The sequence below is a fragment of the Flammeovirga aprica JL-4 genome, assembly GCF_012844305.1.
GTDB lineage: Bacteria > Bacteroidota > Bacteroidia > Cytophagales > Flammeovirgaceae > Flammeovirga > Flammeovirga aprica.
The window spans coordinates 1-18,734 of the sequence record NZ_JABANE010000101.1; the positions used below are offsets into that span (position 1 = coordinate 1).

General features: G+C 35.4%; 11 protein-coding genes. 5 read left to right on the forward strand and 6 right to left on the reverse strand.

Annotated elements, in window-relative coordinates:
- Positions 1–162: 162 nt before the first annotated feature.
- Positions 163–828, forward strand: a complete 666-nt coding sequence (locus HHU12_RS26225) for a hypothetical protein (RefSeq protein ID WP_169659708.1) — start codon at positions 163–165, stop codon at positions 826–828.
- 196 nt (positions 829–1,024) lie between these two features.
- On the opposite strand, the gene HHU12_RS26230 is transcribed toward HHU12_RS26225, so the two are convergent.
- Entirely contained in the window at positions 1,025–2,038 is a 1,014-nt protein-coding gene (locus HHU12_RS26230) for a hypothetical protein (protein ID WP_169659709.1), read from the reverse strand.
- 279 nt (positions 2,039–2,317) lie between these two features.
- Complete coding sequence (locus HHU12_RS26235) at positions 2,318–4,045, reverse strand: leucine-rich repeat domain-containing protein (RefSeq protein ID WP_169659710.1); 1,728 nt, start codon at positions 4,043–4,045, stop codon at positions 2,318–2,320.
- Positions 4,046–4,391: 346 nt separating this feature from the next.
- Between HHU12_RS26235 and HHU12_RS26240 the strand changes: the two genes are divergently transcribed.
- Positions 4,392–5,195 (forward strand): ion transporter, encoded by an 804-nt coding sequence (locus HHU12_RS26240; protein WP_169659711.1) that lies wholly within the window; start codon positions 4,392–4,394, stop codon positions 5,193–5,195.
- Between the two features lie 324 nt (positions 5,196–5,519).
- Here HHU12_RS26240 and alaS read toward each other — a convergent pair whose 3' ends face one another.
- Positions 5,520–8,132, reverse strand: coding sequence for an alanine--tRNA ligase (gene alaS, locus HHU12_RS26245; protein ID WP_169659712.1), 2,613 nt, complete (start codon positions 8,130–8,132; stop codon positions 5,520–5,522).
- Positions 8,133–8,933: 801 nt separating this feature from the next.
- Between alaS and HHU12_RS26250 the strand changes: the two genes are divergently transcribed.
- Both HHU12_RS26250 and HHU12_RS26255 read left to right on the forward strand, forming a co-directional pair.
- Positions 8,934–11,645, forward strand: a complete 2,712-nt coding sequence (locus HHU12_RS26250) for a family 14 glycosylhydrolase (RefSeq protein WP_169659713.1) — start codon at positions 8,934–8,936, stop codon at positions 11,643–11,645.
- 274 nt (positions 11,646–11,919) lie between these two features.
- Positions 11,920–12,894 carry a helix-turn-helix domain-containing protein gene (locus HHU12_RS26255; RefSeq protein ID WP_169659714.1) on the forward strand — a complete coding sequence of 325 codons (975 nt, stop codon included), beginning with the start codon at positions 11,920–11,922 and terminating at the stop codon, positions 12,892–12,894.
- 77 nt (positions 12,895–12,971) lie between these two features.
- Here HHU12_RS26255 and HHU12_RS26260 read toward each other — a convergent pair whose 3' ends face one another.
- From HHU12_RS26260 to mutS, 3 genes are read right to left on the reverse strand one after another with little or no spacing between them, the layout of a single operon-like run.
- A complete protein-coding gene (locus tag HHU12_RS26260; protein WP_169659715.1) occupies positions 12,972–13,937 on the reverse strand; it encodes a glycosyltransferase family 2 protein in 966 nt (321 codons plus the stop codon).
- Positions 13,938–13,963: 26 nt separating this feature from the next.
- Positions 13,964–14,491, reverse strand: a complete 528-nt coding sequence (locus HHU12_RS26265) for a DUF4199 domain-containing protein (RefSeq protein WP_169659716.1) — start codon at positions 14,489–14,491, stop codon at positions 13,964–13,966.
- A gap of 8 nt (positions 14,492–14,499) precedes the next feature.
- Entirely contained in the window at positions 14,500–17,073 is a 2,574-nt protein-coding gene (gene mutS, locus HHU12_RS26270; RefSeq protein ID WP_240971134.1) for a DNA mismatch repair protein MutS, read from the reverse strand.
- A gap of 638 nt (positions 17,074–17,711) precedes the next feature.
- Here mutS and HHU12_RS26275 point away from each other — a divergent pair.
- The gene (locus tag HHU12_RS26275; protein ID WP_169659718.1) at positions 17,712–18,725 is read left to right on the forward strand and encodes a DHH family phosphoesterase; all 1,014 of its coding nucleotides are present in this window, start codon (positions 17,712–17,714) and stop codon (positions 18,723–18,725) included.
- Positions 18,726–18,734 lie beyond the last annotated feature (9 nt).

An 18,734-nucleotide genomic window follows, 5' to 3' on the forward strand; every position in this document is an offset into this window, starting at 1 on the left:
GAAAGGAGAGAGTATACTTGAGGCTTTTATAACGCTTGCTTCGTTGAAAATTCCTATTGCTGAGTAGTTACGAAAAATCTATTAACTGTACTAATTTTACTTGTAGTCTCTAATTTTTCCTTTTTAAATGCCCAGTATGTATTAAAAAAAGGTTGGAAATTAGTGGACTTCACAATAACAAGAGAAACAACAGGAACATCCGTTTCTTGCCCAGGAGTCGAATTCTGTTATCCAGTTTCATATGTTCATTCATTTTATTTTATAGAAGAGGAAAAGGCAAAATTCAATGAATCTGTTTGGGCCTATAAAAGTGGTTACAAGCTGACAAATCTAATCTATCATGATCCAACTCTTACAACTTTTAGGGTGAGATTACATGGGACAAAATACACATTTTGGCCAAATGCAAGCGAAACTATTTATGGTATTGCGGGCATAAGTCTTTCAAATAATAGCAACATTACTGAAGTATACATTAATGGACTTCAACACCCTCAGGTAGCCCATGAATATTCACGTAGTAATGATGCCATTTTTAAGAGAATTAAAATGTCGGTCAGTACTAGAGCAACTATTGGTAATGATAGACCAACCAAAGTAGGAATGAATAAGTATGAGTATAAAGCACCTGAAGTATTTGATGAATTCAACGAAGAATATCATTGGGTATTGACTTCAATAAATGGAGAAGAGACCATTGTTAATGAATCAGGTAATTTAATTTTATCAGAAATTAAAAATTTATATTCCATTAAGGTAGTCTCTGAAAATTTTATCTCACAGCCATTATTATTCGAAGACGTATTGTATACTGTTATAATTCAGTAAGAGTATGATTCCTCTTTCTGGTGCTGACGAGAGTTATGCTTGGAGACTGTAATACCAAAGTTTTCTATATAAGTCAACATACTCAAAAAATATAGGCATAAGTGAAGTTTCAGATAACATTTGGGGCAGTAGATAGATTAGCCTTCATTAGATAAAAAAAACGGCCTTCTCTATAATGAAAAGGCCGTCAATCTATTTATTTAAAATGCTTTTTTAAGGAGCGTAATTGACTCTGAATTTTCTCTTTAGACATTTTTTTAGGATTTAACTCTAAAACGAGACCTTCTTCTATCTTGATGTCTTTCTTTTCGAATAAGAAGTCTTCACCTTTTACAGAAAAAACTAAAACAGTAGCTTTTGCTCCTAAAGGAAGAGAAAATGTTGTCATGTGAGTTTCTTGAGCAATAGACTCTTTCGTTATCCAATAATTTCGATTTGAATTAAATTCTTTTAATAAAATATGAACATCATAACTACTTACTAGATCAAAAATAGGAGCTAGAGTAATATTTGCTCTTTGTGATTTTAGAAGGTAGTCGAAGTTAATATAATTGAGTGTTGGCAGGTTTGCAAGGTAGTAATCAAGGTCTGTCACTTGAATATTAACATCGGTGTAAACTTTATCCGTTCTTGTATAATACAAAGGGTCATCTTTTGTCCTAGCTATAACGATAGTCTTGGTAGTTGTATCTTTTCGCTCAATAGTTCTCTGTTCTACAGAAATATTCGTTTTTACCCAATTTCTTTTTTCATCATAGAGGTACAAGTCCATTTTTTTTGGTGTTCCATTAACAGGGTATTGTATACTTGCAGTTTTACCTTCCTTAAGATTTACAGGAGTTGTTCCATCAAAGACTTCTAAATTGAAACTACCGCCAGATTCTAAAAGTGCAGTGTCGGCAACGGTTTGTAAACCACCGAAAAACATATCGATATTTGTTGGGTAATTAGTGAACTTGACATTGATTTTACCAGAAAAGTTGGCATCATCAATTTCTAAATCTTCCCAGTTGATGTTGATGAAAACACTGTCTTTGGTCACAATTTCGATGTTTTCTGATTTGTCAAAAACAAATGTTTCTTTTTCAATAGGAGAGGTACTCTCTATTAGAGAACGGATTTTGGCTTTGTTCATTTCATCTTCTTGGGATTGATCACAACTTATTAATAATGAAATAAGAAGTAAATAGAATAGGCTTTTTATACTCATGTTAGTGTGCTTTAAAATGAAGAGGAATAAAATTATCGTTTATTAATTTAGAGATAATATTTGTAGTACAAATTAAGTTTAAGGTTTGTTGGGTGATTTTATTATAGTTTAACGGAGTGGGTCGTTCAGTAATCAGTAAGATAAAAGACTGCAATTGCATGAGGACAAATAAATAACGGCCTACCTCAAATAGGATAGACCGTTTTCATATATCTAACAATAGCTTAAGCTAAGTTATTTTTTTATTAGACTGAGCTATAGAAGCTAATATTTTAACTACTATTCTTTCTCTTGTTGGCCAAAATAAAGAAATTCGAAATCTGCATTTTTTAATTCTTCAGGGATATCTGCTTCAGTAAAATAATTATAGACAATAACTAATCTTTTTAAAGCAGGCATATTTGCAATTTCAACAGGTAAAGGCCCAGAAAGCTTATTATCTGAGAGGCTTAAATATTTTAAATGTTGAAAATTAGTTAGATACATTGGAAATTCGCCTTCTAACTTATTTTCTGCTAGAGTTATCTCCTCTAACTGAGGTAGGTATTTAATAAAATCAGGAAATTCTTTAAGATCATTTCTACGCAAATACAGTATCTTTAAGTTCTTCAATTCTTTCATAGAAGCCGGGAATTCTAAAATTCTAGTACCTTCTATACCAAATTCTTCTAATTGTTGTAAGTCACCAATCCATGAAGGTAAAGCGGTCTGAGGTGCATCCTCCTCCGTAATAAAAGAACTATTTAAACGTAGGTTTTTTAAATTTTTTAAATGACGTACATCAGGGAAACTTTCTGTGTAATGAAACCTCAGGTATTCAATGTTCGAGAAACCAAGGATCTTACTTACCATTTCATCATTTAAATGGTTTGAATACATATTTAAATGAGTGAGATCTAATTTATAAATAGACTCGGGTAAAGTTACTGTAGTTCCCTCAAGGCTTAGTTTTGAAAGATTTGGTAACAAATCACCAATATTATCCCATAATTTCACACCGTCACCTTGGCTTATAGTTAAGGCTTCTAGTTCTGGGAAGTTTAAAAAACTTTTTGGCAAAGATTGAACTACTCCTGTTTTTATCATAAGATGCGACACACCAAAAGAAATAACATGACCATTTTCATTTAATTCGATATTTTCAAATTCTGAAAGATCATTATTTATAGTCCAACTCGTTAGTGTTTCATAAAGAAAAGTATGGTTGTTTGCACTCTCTAAAGCATATTCTTTAAAATTTAATAAAGAATGCTTTTGAGAAAATCCATCAGTAGGATTGGTAAAATCAGAAAGGCTAAAATGAAGGTAATTTCGTCCTCCTGCTATTCTGTAAATTTTAGAAAGGTAATAGGGTCTATCATCTATTTCAGCTTCTAAATGTATTCCAAAATGAACATATCCATTATAAGCGGTTTGACCAAGCTCATAAGAAGAAGCAAAAAATATTTTCTTTTCTTTGTCTACATCAAAAATTATCTCAGATTGATCTTGTATCACGTGAAGTTTCAAAGGACCAAAAGCGTTGATTAATTCCTCAGTAACATCATAGGTTATAGCGTATCCTTCAGAATTAGAGGTTTCAATATTAACAGTTGTTGTTTCATCTTCTTTGATTTCAAAATCAAAAGTTCCTGAAAACATTGGAATTAATTGTAGTGACAGATCAGAATTTTCCAATTCGGAAGTATTTAATCTTCCAAAGGTTGCATTATACTTTCCTACTGGAAATTGAAAGGTTTCTAATTCAGAAGCTGGAATTTTATTTTTATAATAACCTCCCTCCACTTGTCTGAAATCGATAAAGATATCAGAAGGAATTATATCTTCTTGTGTGAATACGGCATCAATTCCAGCACCTTCATTTTTATAACTGACGCTGATGTTCTCAATTTTTAGTTGTCCTGAAATATCAAAGATTGAATTAGGTTTTTTTTCCTCTTCTGTACAGCTTGAAAAAATAGAAAAAAGCATTACTACACTGAAGAGGTTAATTAGATTTTTATCCATGAATTTGCTTTTAATTGGTTTGTTTAAAAAAGTAGTACGAAATTATCAATTTTTTTTGAGATATCTACATTGATTACTTTGGGAATCTTGGTAAATAGATTTTATCACCCACTAAAGTCTATTTATTTAAACCCTCACTAAAAGGCTCTAATTGATGTATATTTTTGCATTAGAAAAAATCATACAAAGCATATAAATTTCTTTTGAGAATATCGATTAATACTTTTTTGTAGGGTCACAATGTAAAACTATCACAGATGATAATTATATTCGTCACACATAATGCATTATTCAATCTAATAAGTACTTAGTACTTAAGTAAATAAACTAAAACTAATTACTAAAAATGACTATTACACAGAAAGCATTTCAAATCGTTGAAAAAAGCGATGGAACTAACAAAACAAGTAAGGTATTTGACATTTTTATAATGTCATTAATTCTACTCAATGTATTGTCAGTCATCTTAGAGTCACATCAATCACTCTATGAAACCTACCGGAAAGAATTTTATGTATTTGAGCAATTCTCTGTTCTAATTTTCACCATTGAATACTTAATGCGAGTCATAACAGCAAAACATAAGTATCCAAATAAATCAAGAATAGGGGCAATATTCGCTTTTATTTTTTCCTTTTATGGTTTAATAGATTTATTAGCGATAGTGCCTTCTTATTTGATATTAGCCAATTTTGATCTCCGTTTTATCAGGATTCTAAGGTTGTTCAGATTATTCAGGCTTTTCAAATTTGGTAGGTATAGTTCTGCTATGTCAATTCTTATAAGGGTAGTCAGATCACGAAAAGAAGAACTGATCTTAACTATTTTTATGTCTTGTATTTTAATCCTCTTTTCAGCATCGTTGATCTACTTTGTAGAGCGTGAGGCACAACCTGATGTTTTTACGAGTATAACCCAATCAATGTGGTGGGCTGTTGCAACACTTACCACCGTAGGCTATGGAGATATGTACCCTGTGACACCTTTAGGAGATATAATAGCAAGTATTGTAGCGATAATGGGAATAGGTTTGGTGGCTCTTCCTACAGGGTTAATAGGGACAGGTTTTATAGAAGAAATCTCAAAGAAAAAAGAGAATGAAAGCGAGAAGTGCAGATGCCCGAAATGCGGGAATACTTTTGAGATTTAATACTCACTAGCACAAGTGACATTTCACATAACGCTTGTGAAATTATACGAACAATGTCTGCCTATTGGTTTAAGATTAAATATGTATTCATGTTTGTTTTTACATATATAGTAAATAAAAAAAGGGCATTGCTAAGAAATTGAAGCCATAGCAATGCCCATATTAATCTAACAAGGATTAATACTTAATTACAAAGGAACACATTTTTTCTTGAATAAGATGTATGTGTTTAAAAATAATTAGGTAATAACCTTAAATACCAAACAAAAAAACGACCTCCCCAATTAAGAGAAGGTCGTTTCAATATCTATAAAAACTAGCTGATTAAGCTAATAACTCTTGTGCTTTTTCAACAACAGCATCCAAGCCATTGATATCTTTACCACCGGCAGTAGCGAAGAAAGGTTGTCCACCTCCACCGCCTTTGATTTCTTTCGCTAATTCCTTAACGATTTTACCAGCGTGAAGATCTTTCGCTTTTACTAACTCTTCGTCGATCATTACAGCTACTTGAGGCTTACCGTCAACGTCTGCCGCTAAGATCAAGAACATGTTTTCAACAACCGCTTTCAAGTCGTAAGCCAATTGCTTTAATCCTTGAGCGTTTGCAACTGAAACTTTAGCTGCGATAAAGTTGAAACCGTCTTTAGCAACTGCTTTAGACGCTAATTCGTTTTTCACTGCTTGTAACTCTTTATTACGAAGCGTTTCAACTTCTTTTGATAAAGCTGCTTTTGCTTCAACTAAGTCAGCCACTGCTTTCTTAGGATCTTTCGCTTTTAATAGCTCTTTGATCTCTTGAAGTAAAGTGATTTGCTCGTCCACATACTCTTCAGCAGCATCGGCAGTGATCGCTTCAATACGACGTACACCTGCAGCAACTGATGACTCAGCAGTGATTTTGAATAAACCAATTTTACCAGTAGCAGGAACGTGCGTACCACCACAAAGTTCAACAGAGTAATCGCTATCAAAAGTAATTACACGAACGAAGTCACCGTACTTCTCACCGAATAATGCAGTAGCACCCATTGCTTTTGCATCTTCGATTGGAACGTTTCTTTGCTCGTTCAATTGGATGTTTTGACGGATTCTTTGGTTTACAATTTTTTCAATCTTTTCGATTTCTTCCGTTTCTACTTTTTGGAAGTGAGAGAAGTCAAAACGTAAGTGTTTCTCGTTGACCAATGAACCTTTTTGAGCCACGTGATCACCCAATACCTCTTGCAATGCAGCGTGTAATAAGTGAGTAGCTGAGTGGTTATTCTCAGTTAAAGATCTGCGTGAAGCATCCACTTTAGCTACTACAGGAGCTGAAGGATTAGAAGGTAATTTGTTAGCGAAGTGAATAATCAAATCGTTCTCTTTCTTTGTATCGAAGATAGCGATTGTCTCTTCACCAGAAACTAAAATACCTTTGTCACCTACTTGTCCACCACTTTCAGCATAGAAAGGTGTTTGATCAAGTACTAACTGTATAATTGTCTTCTTCTTCTCCGTTACTTCACGGTAACGTAAGATAGAAGCGTCTGATTCTAATGCATCGTAACCCAAGAATTCTACTGAGTCACCATCGTTTACATCAATCCAATCGCCTTTTTCGGAAGCTGAAGCTGCACGAGCTCTGTCTTTTTGCTCTTGCATAGCCACATCGAAACCAGCAGTGTCTACCGAGAATCCGTTTTCAGAAGCAATCAATTGAGTTAAGTCAAGAGGGAAACCGAATGTATCATACAATGTGAAGGCCTCTTTACCTACGATCGTTTTGTCAGAAGCTGCGTCCATTGCTTTTTGAAGAATCGCTAAACCTTTGTCTAGTGTTCTTAAGAAAGCCGCCTCTTCTTGCATTACTACTTTCTTGATGAAGTCTTTTTGTGAAATTACTTCAGGGAAAGTTTCTTCAAACTGATCAGAAAGGATATCCACCAACTCATACATAAATGGCTTGTTGAAGTCCAAGAAAGTATAACCGTAACGTACCGCTCTACGAAGGATACGACGGATTACATAACCTGCTTTGTTGTTTGAAGGTAATTGACCGTCAGCAATAGCAAATGAAATCGCACGGATATGGTCTGAGATCACACGGATAGCGATATCTATTTTCTCATCTTTACCATATTCTTTACCCGACTTCGCAGCTAAGAATTGAATCATTGGTTGGAATACGTCTGTATCGTAGTTTGATTCTTTTTGTTGAATCGCCATACATAAACGTTCGAATCCCATACCTGTATCGATATGTTTGTTTGGAAGAGAAACCAATGAACCATCTGCTTTACGGTTGAATTGCATAAATACAAGGTTCCAGATCTCTACCACTAGTGGGTGATCTTCGTTGACTAAACCAAGGCCGTCCACTTTCGCTCTTTCCTCGTCATTACGAAGGTCAATATGGATTTCAGAACAAGGACCACAAGGACCTGTTTCACCCATTTCCCAGAAGTTATCTTTTTTGTTGGCAGGGATAATTCTGTCTTCGTCGATTAACCCTTTCCAGATATCAATAGCTTCTTGATCTAGTTCAGTACCGTCGCCTTCATCGCCTTCGAATACTGTAACATATAATCTATCTTTTGGAAGTTTGTAAACCTCAGTAAGAAGTTCCCAACCCCACTCAATTGCTTCTTTTTTGAAATAATCTCCGAAAGACCAGTTACCTAGCATTTCGAACATTGTATGGTGGTAAGTATCAATACCTACTTCCTCCAAGTCATTGTGCTTACCAGATACACGTAAACATTTTTGAGTATCGGCGACACGTGCATCCTCGGCGGCTTTGTTTCCTAAGAAATAATCTTTGAATTGATTCATACCTGCGTTGGTAAACATCAACGTAGGGTCGTTTTTAATCACAAGTGGTGCCGAAGGAACGATGGCGTGCTGCTTGCTTTGGAAGAATTCCAAGAACGTGCGGCGAATACTTTTTGCGTCCATGTATGTTTCTCTAGTGAGTTTTATAAATTTTCAAATTTTTGATCGTGCAAAAATAAGATATTTTCTTAATCTATATAGTGAAATGAGCAATTGAAGTGCTGTAAATAAGGATCTTTTGAAAAAAATAAGAGAATTGGGCTTCAATTTCAGCAGAAAGGGATATCAATTGATGTTATTAATAGGTACTAAGCTGAAATAATAGGCATTAATTATTCACTATTTTAGACTTCTGCTTAATAAGAAAAATCAATCTGTATTTTGTTAATTAGAGGATGTGTTCTACTTAGAAGAGTATTTTAAAAGAATTTACTTAATAAATGTCATTTTGAGCAAATTAGTCTTTCTTCAGAGTGAAAATACATGTGCCTTTTTCAGAAAATTTTGATCCAAAAGAAACCAAAGAGGGCTGTATTTTCTGTTTTTAGTTTTCTGTTTTTAGCGTATTGTAGAATGTACAATATTTTGATTTTCTGACATCCTCGCTTCATAATAATGCAAAAACAAGCTGTCTTTTATTGGTTTTGAATTATAACTGTATGTGGTTATTTTTTGGTTTTGGATTTAGTATTACAAAATCATTTTGTTAAATTTAAGTCACATTGTTGCCGTTAGCAAACTTTGATAATAAGACGATCATGTTACCGGTTGCTGAAAGTGATTAGTTTGATTTTTAATTACTTGATGTCTATCTCTATTAAAATCTTCTTTATATTTACTAAACTAAATTGTGTAGCGGCAATTGTCTTATACTATGATTGGCAGCTCATTTCGTGACTGTTATAAACTAAATTAAATATTAAAATGAAGACTTTTGAAGTCAGATTACCATATTCGATACTTTCTCCGGATACTTGTTTTTCACAACAAGATCCAGAATGGACCGATCTTGAAAAATGGATTGTCAGAGGGAAGAAAATTGGTATGGAAGTGGTTTTGGTGCCTGTGTTGTGGAAATTAGTAGAAGGGGAAGGAAAAGCATCAGACCATAAAGAACATTATATTCACTACAATTGGCATTACTATAGAAGTTTGATCAACAAAATTATTGAAAACGACCTTCAGGTGGTGGTTGAATTTAATTTCCAGATGATCAACAATTATGAAGAAAATTTCCTTTGTACATTACCGGATTGGCTTTGGGGACAGTTGATGTGTGCTCATGATGAAATCAAATATTTAAGTCAGCTGAAATATGTCAATAAGGCAGGAGGAAGCGTTCAGGACGCTGTTTCTCTATGGGCAGATCATTATGTCATGCCTTATTATGAGGAACTGATTCAATCTTTTAAGAAGCATTTCCAGGACTTGGCTGGTTCATTTACCAAGTTTATAATCTCAGCTACTCCACAAGGAGAATTGAGTTATCCGCTCAACGAATGCTCTTTCCCAAGAAGAAGTATGCAATGCTATTCTCTAACAGCTTTGGAGGATTGGGATAATTATGTGAGAGAAAAATACAAAGGATATAAAGAAGCAGGAGAAGCTTGGGAAGTAGAAGGTATAAAAGATAAGGAATCTTTATTGTCTTACTTTAAAGCAAATGATGTTCTGCAAGGAAGAACTTATTTTGAGACAGCTTACGGGTTTGATGTTACTTCATGGTACAATAAATCACTCTGTAAGCATGGGAATAAATTACTGCATATCCTTCAGAATACTTTTAGTGACGCTGGGTTTGAAAATACAAAATTATGTATTAGAGGTTCTATTGCCTATGCGGAGAAAAATCTGAAAAATACACCACATCAATTGGAAGTGGGTGCAGGAAGTATTGCTATCAATAAAGATATGGAGATTTCTGAAGCCTATCAGACCTCATTAGGGATGATTGCTGAAGGGATTAAGGATGAAAGATTGGGGATTATTATACCTACGAAGAGTAGAACTGAATATAAAACCGATTCTGAATATGCCTTGAAGGTAAAAGAATTGCTTGTTTTTGGAGAAGGGAATCCTATTTCATTCTATTTGGAAAACAGTTCTGTGGAAGGAATTAACTCTCACGTTATTTGGGATAATGCAGCTCTTTGGTTGTTGAAAAATGAGACTTTGAGTGGTTTGATCATCAACAATATGAAAGTGTTATTTGATCAGCTGGATACAGGTAGTGCTCGTTTGCAGGAGTTGATCAAAAAGGTGAAGTTCCAGGATGACTATGTAGAAAGAAAACAGAAATCTTTCCGTGTAATGGGACCTTTACACGTGAAAACGCATAACCCTAAACGATTACTTCAGGATCATGATTGGCTGACTGTTTCCCGTCAGTTGGATCGAATGAGAGATATCGGAGTGTCGGCAGTTTCCATTGATATTTGGTGGGGATTGGTAGAAGGAACACAATCTAATGTGTTCGATTGGTCTTACTATGATAATATGGTGAAACTAATTGAGTCAAAAGGATTGAATTGGGTGCCTATTTTATCTTTCCACCAAGCAGGAGGTAATGTGAATGATGATTTTACGCAGATGATTCCACTTTGGATCTGGGGTAAAATTGTAGAGGAGAATCCTCAATTGGAATCGATCCAAGACTTACAATATGTATCTGAAACAGGTGATGTAAGTGTAGAATACGTATCACTTTGGGCGGATACTTATGTGATGCCTTACTACGAACGCTTTATGGAAGCCTTCAAGCAACGCTATAAAAAGTATGCTTGGATGACGGATGAAATCAATATCAGTTTAGGGCCTGCAGGTGAGTTGAGATACCCTTCTTACAACGCACATGACTGGGGTGATTATCCTAACCGTGGTACATTGCAGTGTTATAGCCGACTAGCGAAAGAAGATTTCCAGCGTCATATCATCAATATGTACGGTAGTTTGGATTATATCAATGAGGTGTGGCATACGAGCTACGAGACTGCTGAGCAAATTCCAATGCCTGATGCAGATGCTTTATTCAAGAATAACAGCTACGCAACTTCTCGTACAGGACAGGATTTCTTTAACTGGTACAATGACAGCTTGGCAAAACACGGTAATAAAATTATCAGAAGAGCCATTGCCATCTTTAATGATGAATTTGAGAAAGTGCCAATCGGTTTCAAAATGCCAGGTATTCACTGGTTGATTTCAGATCCAAACCAGCCAAGGGTAGCGGAAATTACAGCCGGTTTGATTGCACCTTATCCAGGAATTGGGGCAACAGACAGAGGTGAGTATGAAGATATGCTGAAGAAGATTATCGATAAGGATTTCAAAGATAGAGTAGTGCTTCACTTCACATGTTTGGAGAAAATGAACAAAGACTGGGAAGGGTACTCTAGAGCTGAAGACCTTGTAATGTGGTTCTCTAATTCTGCCAAGAAACTAGGCGTTCAAGTAATGGGTGAAAATGCTCTTTACCATGAGCTTTACGGTCAGTCAGGATGGGATCAAATCGAAAAAGCATTGACAAGATCAAATACTAGTTACTCTGGTATTACAATTCTTAGAATGCAGAACTTGTTCTCGGACAATAACTTCCCGATTGAAAAGTACGCTGAATTGATTAATAGACTCCGCTAATTTTTTAGTGCGTTTTTAATAAAAAGTATTTACTCAAAAAGTACTTCAAACCATTAGTAATTTAATCTGAAAAGAGATGGAATTACTAGTGGTTTTTTTATCTTAAGTACTAAGTCAAAAATAAATGATAATTAATTCTTCATTATTTTTATTGAGTACAACGCTAAAAAACGCATAAATAGTGGTTCTATTTGAAGTTTTTTGAAGAAAGTAATCAGAAAAAATAATATGAATTAATGTTATTTATTTTCGTCTTGGTACTTATACTATGGATATGGCACAAACAGATTTTGATAAAGCACTAGAAGCTTGGGGTAGAATATTCAATGGCAAAAGAGTCGGAGATTCCATCGTTTTTAATAATGAATTGGGAAAAGGAGTCGTGGATGGTTTCCGTTTCAATGAGGAAATGGAAATGTTGCGCTTTGATTTTACTTTAAAAAAGACGATTATCTCAAGTGGCAAACAGCTGAATACTTTAGATGAATACATTCCAATTTTCTTTGGAGAACCTTCAGAAAAGAAAGCTTTAGGTATTGAGAAAGAGAATAATGAGATAGAAGAATTTGCCTTTTTTACGGAGGGTGCATTTACCACAAACACAAAAGATACAGTAGGTTGGGAATTGCTTCCTGAAAGCAAAACAAGGTTTGTGAGTATAAGGCTGAAAAAAGAATATTATAGAAAGCTGGCCAGTAAATCAGAGTATTATAAGAAGCTCTTTTTAGAGGATGCTCCTTATTATATTTTTGAGGAATTCAACCCTATTATGCATGGCATGTTTTGGCGTTTTTATTCTGATGAGATCAAAAATGTATACGAGAAGGAATTGGTTCAAGCAAGTGCTCTGCATTTGGTAGCTGTCTTTTTTTCTAAAGTAGATGAGCGCGAAAATCTTTTAGAATCCAATAAATATCCTTTCAATACCAAGGCTGTTTTTAAGGCAAGAAATTATTTAAAAAAACAAGTCAGTCAGCAAGTACAGATTGATGATTTAGCGAGGGAATGCGGATTAAGTGCTAGCAGATTGAGAGCGTTATTTAAGCAGGTATTTGGAGTGACGATCCATCAATTTCATCAAGATGTACGCCTTGATTTAGCGAAAACATATTTGCAGGAAGGAGAGCGGACAATGTCAATGATTGCCATGGATTTGGGCTTTTCAAGTGCAAGTCACTTTTCTGCCAACTTCAAGAAAAAGTATGGCGTAACACCAAGGGAATTCAAAGAGGACTTAAGATTGAGGTAAGAGGTAAAAAATGGTTCGTGTTGTGATCAATAAAATAGTTTTGCCACAACACGAACCATCTTCCCTCTTACTTCTCCTTAAATCCTTCCTTTTATACCGTAATCATTGCGGTTAGGCTGATTAAGGGAAACCATTTCTGCAATAAATCCTGTCATAAACATCTGACAACCTATGATTACAGCTGTCAGTGCAAGATAGAATAAAGGCTGTTCTACAACTTCTCTTTTAATAGGCAGTCGGTTGATGGATAAATAAACCTTCTCACATAAAAGCCATAATGCGGCTAGAGTACCAGACATAAATGAAAGTGTACCCAATAAACCAAAGAAGTGCATGGGTGCTTTTTTAAATCTTGATACAAAAGTAATCGACATCAGATCAAGGAAACCGTTGATGAAACGCTCTAATCCGAACTTCGTTGTACCGTATTTTCTAGCTCTATGCTGTACAGGCTTCTCACCGATTTTTGCAAAACCATTCCATTTTGCAATCACTGGAATGTAACGGTGCATTTCGCCGTATACTTCAATAGCCTTCACTACATTTTTTCTGTATGCTTTCAAACCACAATTCATATCATGTAGTTTTATACCTGATAGAGCAGTAGTAGCGGCATTGTATATTTTTGTCGGGATAGTTTTAGAGAGTGGGTCATAACGTTTTTCCTTCCACCCAGAAACGATATCATAATTCTCTTCTAGAATCATACGTCTCAATTCTGGAATCTCATCAGGACTATCCTGCAGGTCAGCATCCATTGTAATGACCACTTCACCTTCAGCAGCTTGAAAACCCACTTGAAGTGCGGCTGATTTACCATAGTTTCTCTGAAATTGAATGCCATGAATCCATTCAAATTTCTTTTTCAACTCCACAATAATGTTCCATGAGTTATCTGTACTTCCATCATCAATAAGGTAGAGATCACCATTGATGTTTTCAGCAACAAATACTTTATTGATCCACTCTACCAATTCGGGAAGTGACTCTTCTTCATTGAGTAAAGGAACAACTACGGATACATCTATTTTATTTTCTTCCATTTTAAAAAAAAAGTGAAGCTTGTAATTTAATAATTTTGTTTAGGGTCAACAGGTTCTCTTTGCATAATCCTTGACAAGCCCATAGAGAAAAGATAACCAAACAGTGTTAATATTAACACATTAGTAATTTGCAACAAAGGGGTATTGTAGAAGAATTCAATAATTCTATAGGATTTTTCTATTTCTTCTTCACTAAGTTGGGGATTACGGTCAATCATCTCCCTTGATAACGTTATTAACTGATCGATTACAGATCTGTCATAATAATGAAAGTAGAAATAGTCACCTACCTTAGAAATTGAAGATGATACAAAAGCTAGAAGAGTACCAATTTTTTTGCCTTCTTCATAAAAAAGAACATTGTTATTTAGACTTCTATATTCGCGGAGTGCAAACACGAAGGTTGTAATCATCACTACTAAATTCAGGTTGATCAGGAAGACATTTTCAGTTTTTCCCAAGTACTCTAAAAGGTACGGATACCCAAAAGAGAATACACCTAATATTACAGCGTACTTTATGGCTATTGCATTAGCCGATGGTTTATCTTGCATTTTTAGCTTTATGATAAAAGTTTTTTCAATTCGTTTAATTTCAGCATAGCCTCAATAGGTGTCATGGTGTTGACGTCTACTTTTTCAAACTCTTCCTTCAGCTTTTTAGCCACAGGATCTACCGAGTCAAAAATGGACAGCTGATAATTGTCTTTTGGCACTTCTTTGATACGTTCCGTATTTTTTTCTTTACGCTTATCTTGTTCAAGGTGCTCAAGAATTTCCTCCGAACGTCTCACTACCTTTTGAGGCATACCCGCTAATTGTGCCACATGAATACCGAAACTGTGCTCGCTTCCACCTTCTTTTAGTTTTCTCAAGAAAATAATTTTCTTCTGATGCTCTTTTACAGAAACGTTGAAGTTCTTGATACGTGGGAAATCTTCCGCCAGCTCATTCAATTCATGATAGTGCGTGGCAAACAAAGTCTTCGCTCTAGCTTTTTTATGATTATGAAGGTATTCCACAATCGCCCATGCAATAGAAACTCCATCATAAGTACTCGTACCTCTACCAATTTCGTCCATCAGAATCAAACTTCTATCCGAAATATTATTCAGAATACTAGCTGTTTCTGTCATTTCCACCATAAACGTAGATTCCCCTTTTGAAAGGTTATCTGATGCACCTACACGTGTAAATACCTTGTCTACGATACCTATTGTAGCAGATTGGGCAGGGACGAAAGATCCCATTTGAGCCATCAGTACAATCAAAGCTGTTTGTCTTAATAAAGCCGACTTACCCGACATGTTAGGACCAGTGATGACCATAATTTGTTGCTCTTCAGTGTCGAGGTAAACATCATTTGGTACATAAGGGTCATCCACAGAAAGCTGTCTTTCAATAACAGGATGTCTTCCTTGTTTGATGGATAAAGCCTTTTCAGCAGTGATTTCTGGCTTTACATAATCATACTCAATGGCATTGGTTGCAAACGAAAGCAGGCAATCTAGTTTTGCCAAAGTAGCGGCAGTTTGCTGGATTGGGCTGATGTATTCCGTAGCAGCATGTACCAAATCCATAAAGAGTTTATTCTCGATCACAGAAATCTGACCCTCTGCATTCAGAATTTTCTCTTCATACTGTTTCAATTCTTCAGTGATATAACGTTCTGCATTCACAAGCGTAGACTTACGAATCCATTCCGCAGGCACTTTATCTTTATGCGTATTTCTTACTTCCAGATAGTAACCAAATACCTTATTATAACCGATTTTTAAAGAAGGAATTCCAGTGCGTTCGCTCTCTCTTTCCTGTATTTTCTGAAGGAAATCTTTGCCAGAGTGAGAAATCGTTCTCAACTCATCCAGTTCCGCATTGACGCCAGTTCTAATAATATTTCCTTGAGCAGGGTTTAAAGGAGGATTGTCCTGCATTTCTTTCTCAATGCGGTCCACCAAAACCTTACAAGTATTAATGCGGTCTGCAATACTTTTGATCTCCTGATGGTCTACTTTCGAAAGAACGTCTTTAATAGGAGCAGCATGTTGTAATGCTTTTTTGATAAAAACAATCTCCCTTGGGTTGACTCTTCCCACGGCCACCTTTGAAATCAGACGTTCTATATCTGTGATCTGTCTCAAATGAGAGAGGATCTCATCAGCCGTATCTTCTTCCTCTGTGAAATGATGTACCACATTTAAGCGGGCATCAATACTTTTCTGATCTTTTAGAGGCAATACTGTCCATTTTTTCAACAAACGTGCTCCCATAGGCGTCACGCATTTGTCCATAATATCGATCAGAGGAACACCGCCTTCATTTTGAGGGAAAATCAGCTCTAAACTTCTGGCTGTAAACTTATCAAGCCAAACATATTTGTCTTCCTGAATTCTGCTGATCTGATGAATATGATCAATATGATGATGTTCTGTCAGCTCCAGGTAATTCAGAATAGCACCTGCGGCAATAATGGCCAGAGGAAGATTTTCAATACCAAAACCTTTCAAGTTTTTAGTACCAAAGTGAGAAGTCAGTTTATCATAACCATATTCAGAAGTATACACCCAGTCATCCTGTCTGAAAGTAGGGTAAGTATCACCAAATATCTCATTGTATTGTTCCTGTTCCGTTCTGCAGTAAAGTACTTCAGAAGGAGAGAAGCCCTGTAATAATTTATCTATATAATTTTGGTCGCCTTGAGCCACAAAGAATTCACCCGTTGAAATATCAAGGAATGAAATCCCCATTTCTTTTTTATGAAGGTGAATTGCCGCCAAGTAGTTGTTTTGTTTTACGCTCAAAACGTTGTCATTCATTGACACGCCAGGCGTAACCAGCTCAGTGATACCTCTTTTGACAACACCCTTAGCTGTTTTAGGATCTTCAAGCTGATCTACAATAGCCACCCTTTGTCCGGCTTTGACTAATTTAGGTAAATAAGTATCCAAAGAATGATGAGGAAAACCTGCCAATGCAGTCTCAGAAGCAGAACCATTAGAACGTTTCGTTAAAACGATATCCAAAATTTTACTAGCTGTGATTGCATCATCTCCAAATGTCTCATAAAAATCTCCAACTCTGAATAATAACATAGCAGTAGGATGCTTTGCTTTGATCGCATTGAACTGCTTCATCATCGGAGTTTCCTTCTTTGTCTTTGTCTTCGCCAAGGCCCTAAAATTATTATTTTTATAACTTCCTTCAAGACACACCAATACGGTATGCCCAATTGATCTGCAAATTTAAGGAAAGGTTTTAGAAAATAGCATTTGATTAAATCCTATTTTCTAAAAGCACACTTAAGGCGTGAAAACAAAAAAAGGGATCCCTCATCAAGAGATCCCTTTCCAAATACGCACGATCTTAACTAATCTACTACCTAATCAATTTTTATTATCTATAACTAATCGAACGACTGATTAATAAAAAGGTTTGGGTATTTAATTTTTTTAACAAGCACCCGCCAAAAATGAAAGGTGAAATAGCAGTTCTGAAATCAAGAAATAACGTGAATAACTGTACTATTTTAATATTAAATGAAAAATAAAAGGTATTTTAACGTAAATAAATTATCAAAAAATAAAGGTTTAATACATTGATTATCAATGTTTAAAGATGTTTTTAGTGGTAAAGAGAAAGAATTAATACCTATAGAATTGATAATAAATTGATTAAGAATACATTTTTTAAGACTTTTGTGCATGCTTCTCTTTATGAGGGGAATAAAATAGAGTAAGTGATATTAGAGCTATATCACAGGTTACGTGAAATATTTATGCACAATTTTAGTACACTAAAAGAATTCTTAGAAGAACCAAGAAAGGTGGTCATCATTCCACATACCAAGCCTGATGCAGATGCTATTGGATCAGCTCTGGGTTTATCTTGGTATTTAAGAAAAGATGAGCATATCACAACAGTTCTTTCTCCAAATGCCTACCCGTCGTTCCTGCATTGGATGCCCGGACACGAAGAAGTGGTAGTTTACGACAAAGAAAAACCTGAAATCTCGGAGACAATCATTGATGAAGCAGATTTGATTGTTTGTGTAGATTTTTCTTCACTCAATAGAATTGAAGAATTAGGACCAATGGTCAGAAACTATATTAGTAAGAAGACGATCGTGATGATTGATCATCACAGAGGGAAAGAAGAGTTTGCTGATTATGAACTTTGGGATATTGATGCTGCCGCAGCAACACAATTAATATATGAGTTTATTGATTTAGACGAAGGAACACAGAAAATCGATCAACGTATCGCCGCTTGTTTATATGCAGGTTTGATTACAGATACGGGATCATTTAAGTTTCCAAGTGTAAGCAGTAGAACATTACGCATAGCGGCGTCATTAAAAGATACTGGATTAGATACCGCAAGAATCTATAATCTTATTTACGATAACAATACGGAAACGAGATTGAGATTTTTAGGTTATGCTTTAGGAGAGAACCTTACGTTCTGGCCGGAGCTGAATACAGGGTTCTTTACCGTAAGTCAAGATGATAGAGAACGATTCAATTTACAATCTGGAGATACTGAGGGCTTAGTAAATTACGCTTTGTCTGTCAATGGCATTAAAATCGCCGCTCTTTTTAAAGAGAAAGACGAACGTGACGGCATTAAAGTGTCATTCCGTTCGATAGGGGATTTTTCTGTAGCAGATCTTTCTGCCGAACACTTCAACGGTGGCGGGCATAAAAATGCTGCAGGAGGAAGAATTGATGGTATTACAATTGATGAAGCTGTAGCTAAATTCAAGAAGGTGCTTCAAGAAAAATTAAAATAGAATAATTAC

Bases quoted from the DNA above. Each gene is read 5' to 3' on its own strand.
- HHU12_RS26230 (WP_169659709.1), bottom strand. From the start codon at position 2,038: ATGAGTATAAAAAGCCTATTCTATTTACTTCTTATTTCATTATTAATA.
- HHU12_RS26235 (WP_169659710.1), bottom strand. From the start codon at position 4,045: ATGGATAAAAATCTAATTAACCTCTTCAGTGTAGTAATGCTTTTTTCT.
- HHU12_RS26240 (WP_169659711.1), top strand. From the start codon at position 4,392: ATGACTATTACACAGAAAGCATTTCAAATCGTTGAAAAAAGCGATGGA.
- alaS (WP_169659712.1), bottom strand. From the start codon at position 8,132: ATGGACGCAAAAAGTATTCGCCGCACGTTCTTGGAATTCTTCCAAAGC.
- HHU12_RS26250 (WP_169659713.1), top strand. From the start codon at position 8,934: ATGAAGACTTTTGAAGTCAGATTACCATATTCGATACTTTCTCCGGAT.
- HHU12_RS26255 (WP_169659714.1), top strand. From the start codon at position 11,920: ATGGCACAAACAGATTTTGATAAAGCACTAGAAGCTTGGGGTAGAATA.
- HHU12_RS26260 (WP_169659715.1), bottom strand. From the start codon at position 13,937: ATGGAAGAAAATAAAATAGATGTATCCGTAGTTGTTCCTTTACTCAAT.
- HHU12_RS26265 (WP_169659716.1), bottom strand. From the start codon at position 14,491: ATGCAAGATAAACCATCGGCTAATGCAATAGCCATAAAGTACGCTGTA.
- mutS (WP_240971134.1), bottom strand. From the start codon at position 17,073: ATGATGAAGCAGTTCAATGCGATCAAAGCAAAGCATCCTACTGCTATG.
- HHU12_RS26275 (WP_169659718.1), top strand. From the start codon at position 17,712: ATGCACAATTTTAGTACACTAAAAGAATTCTTAGAAGAACCAAGAAAG.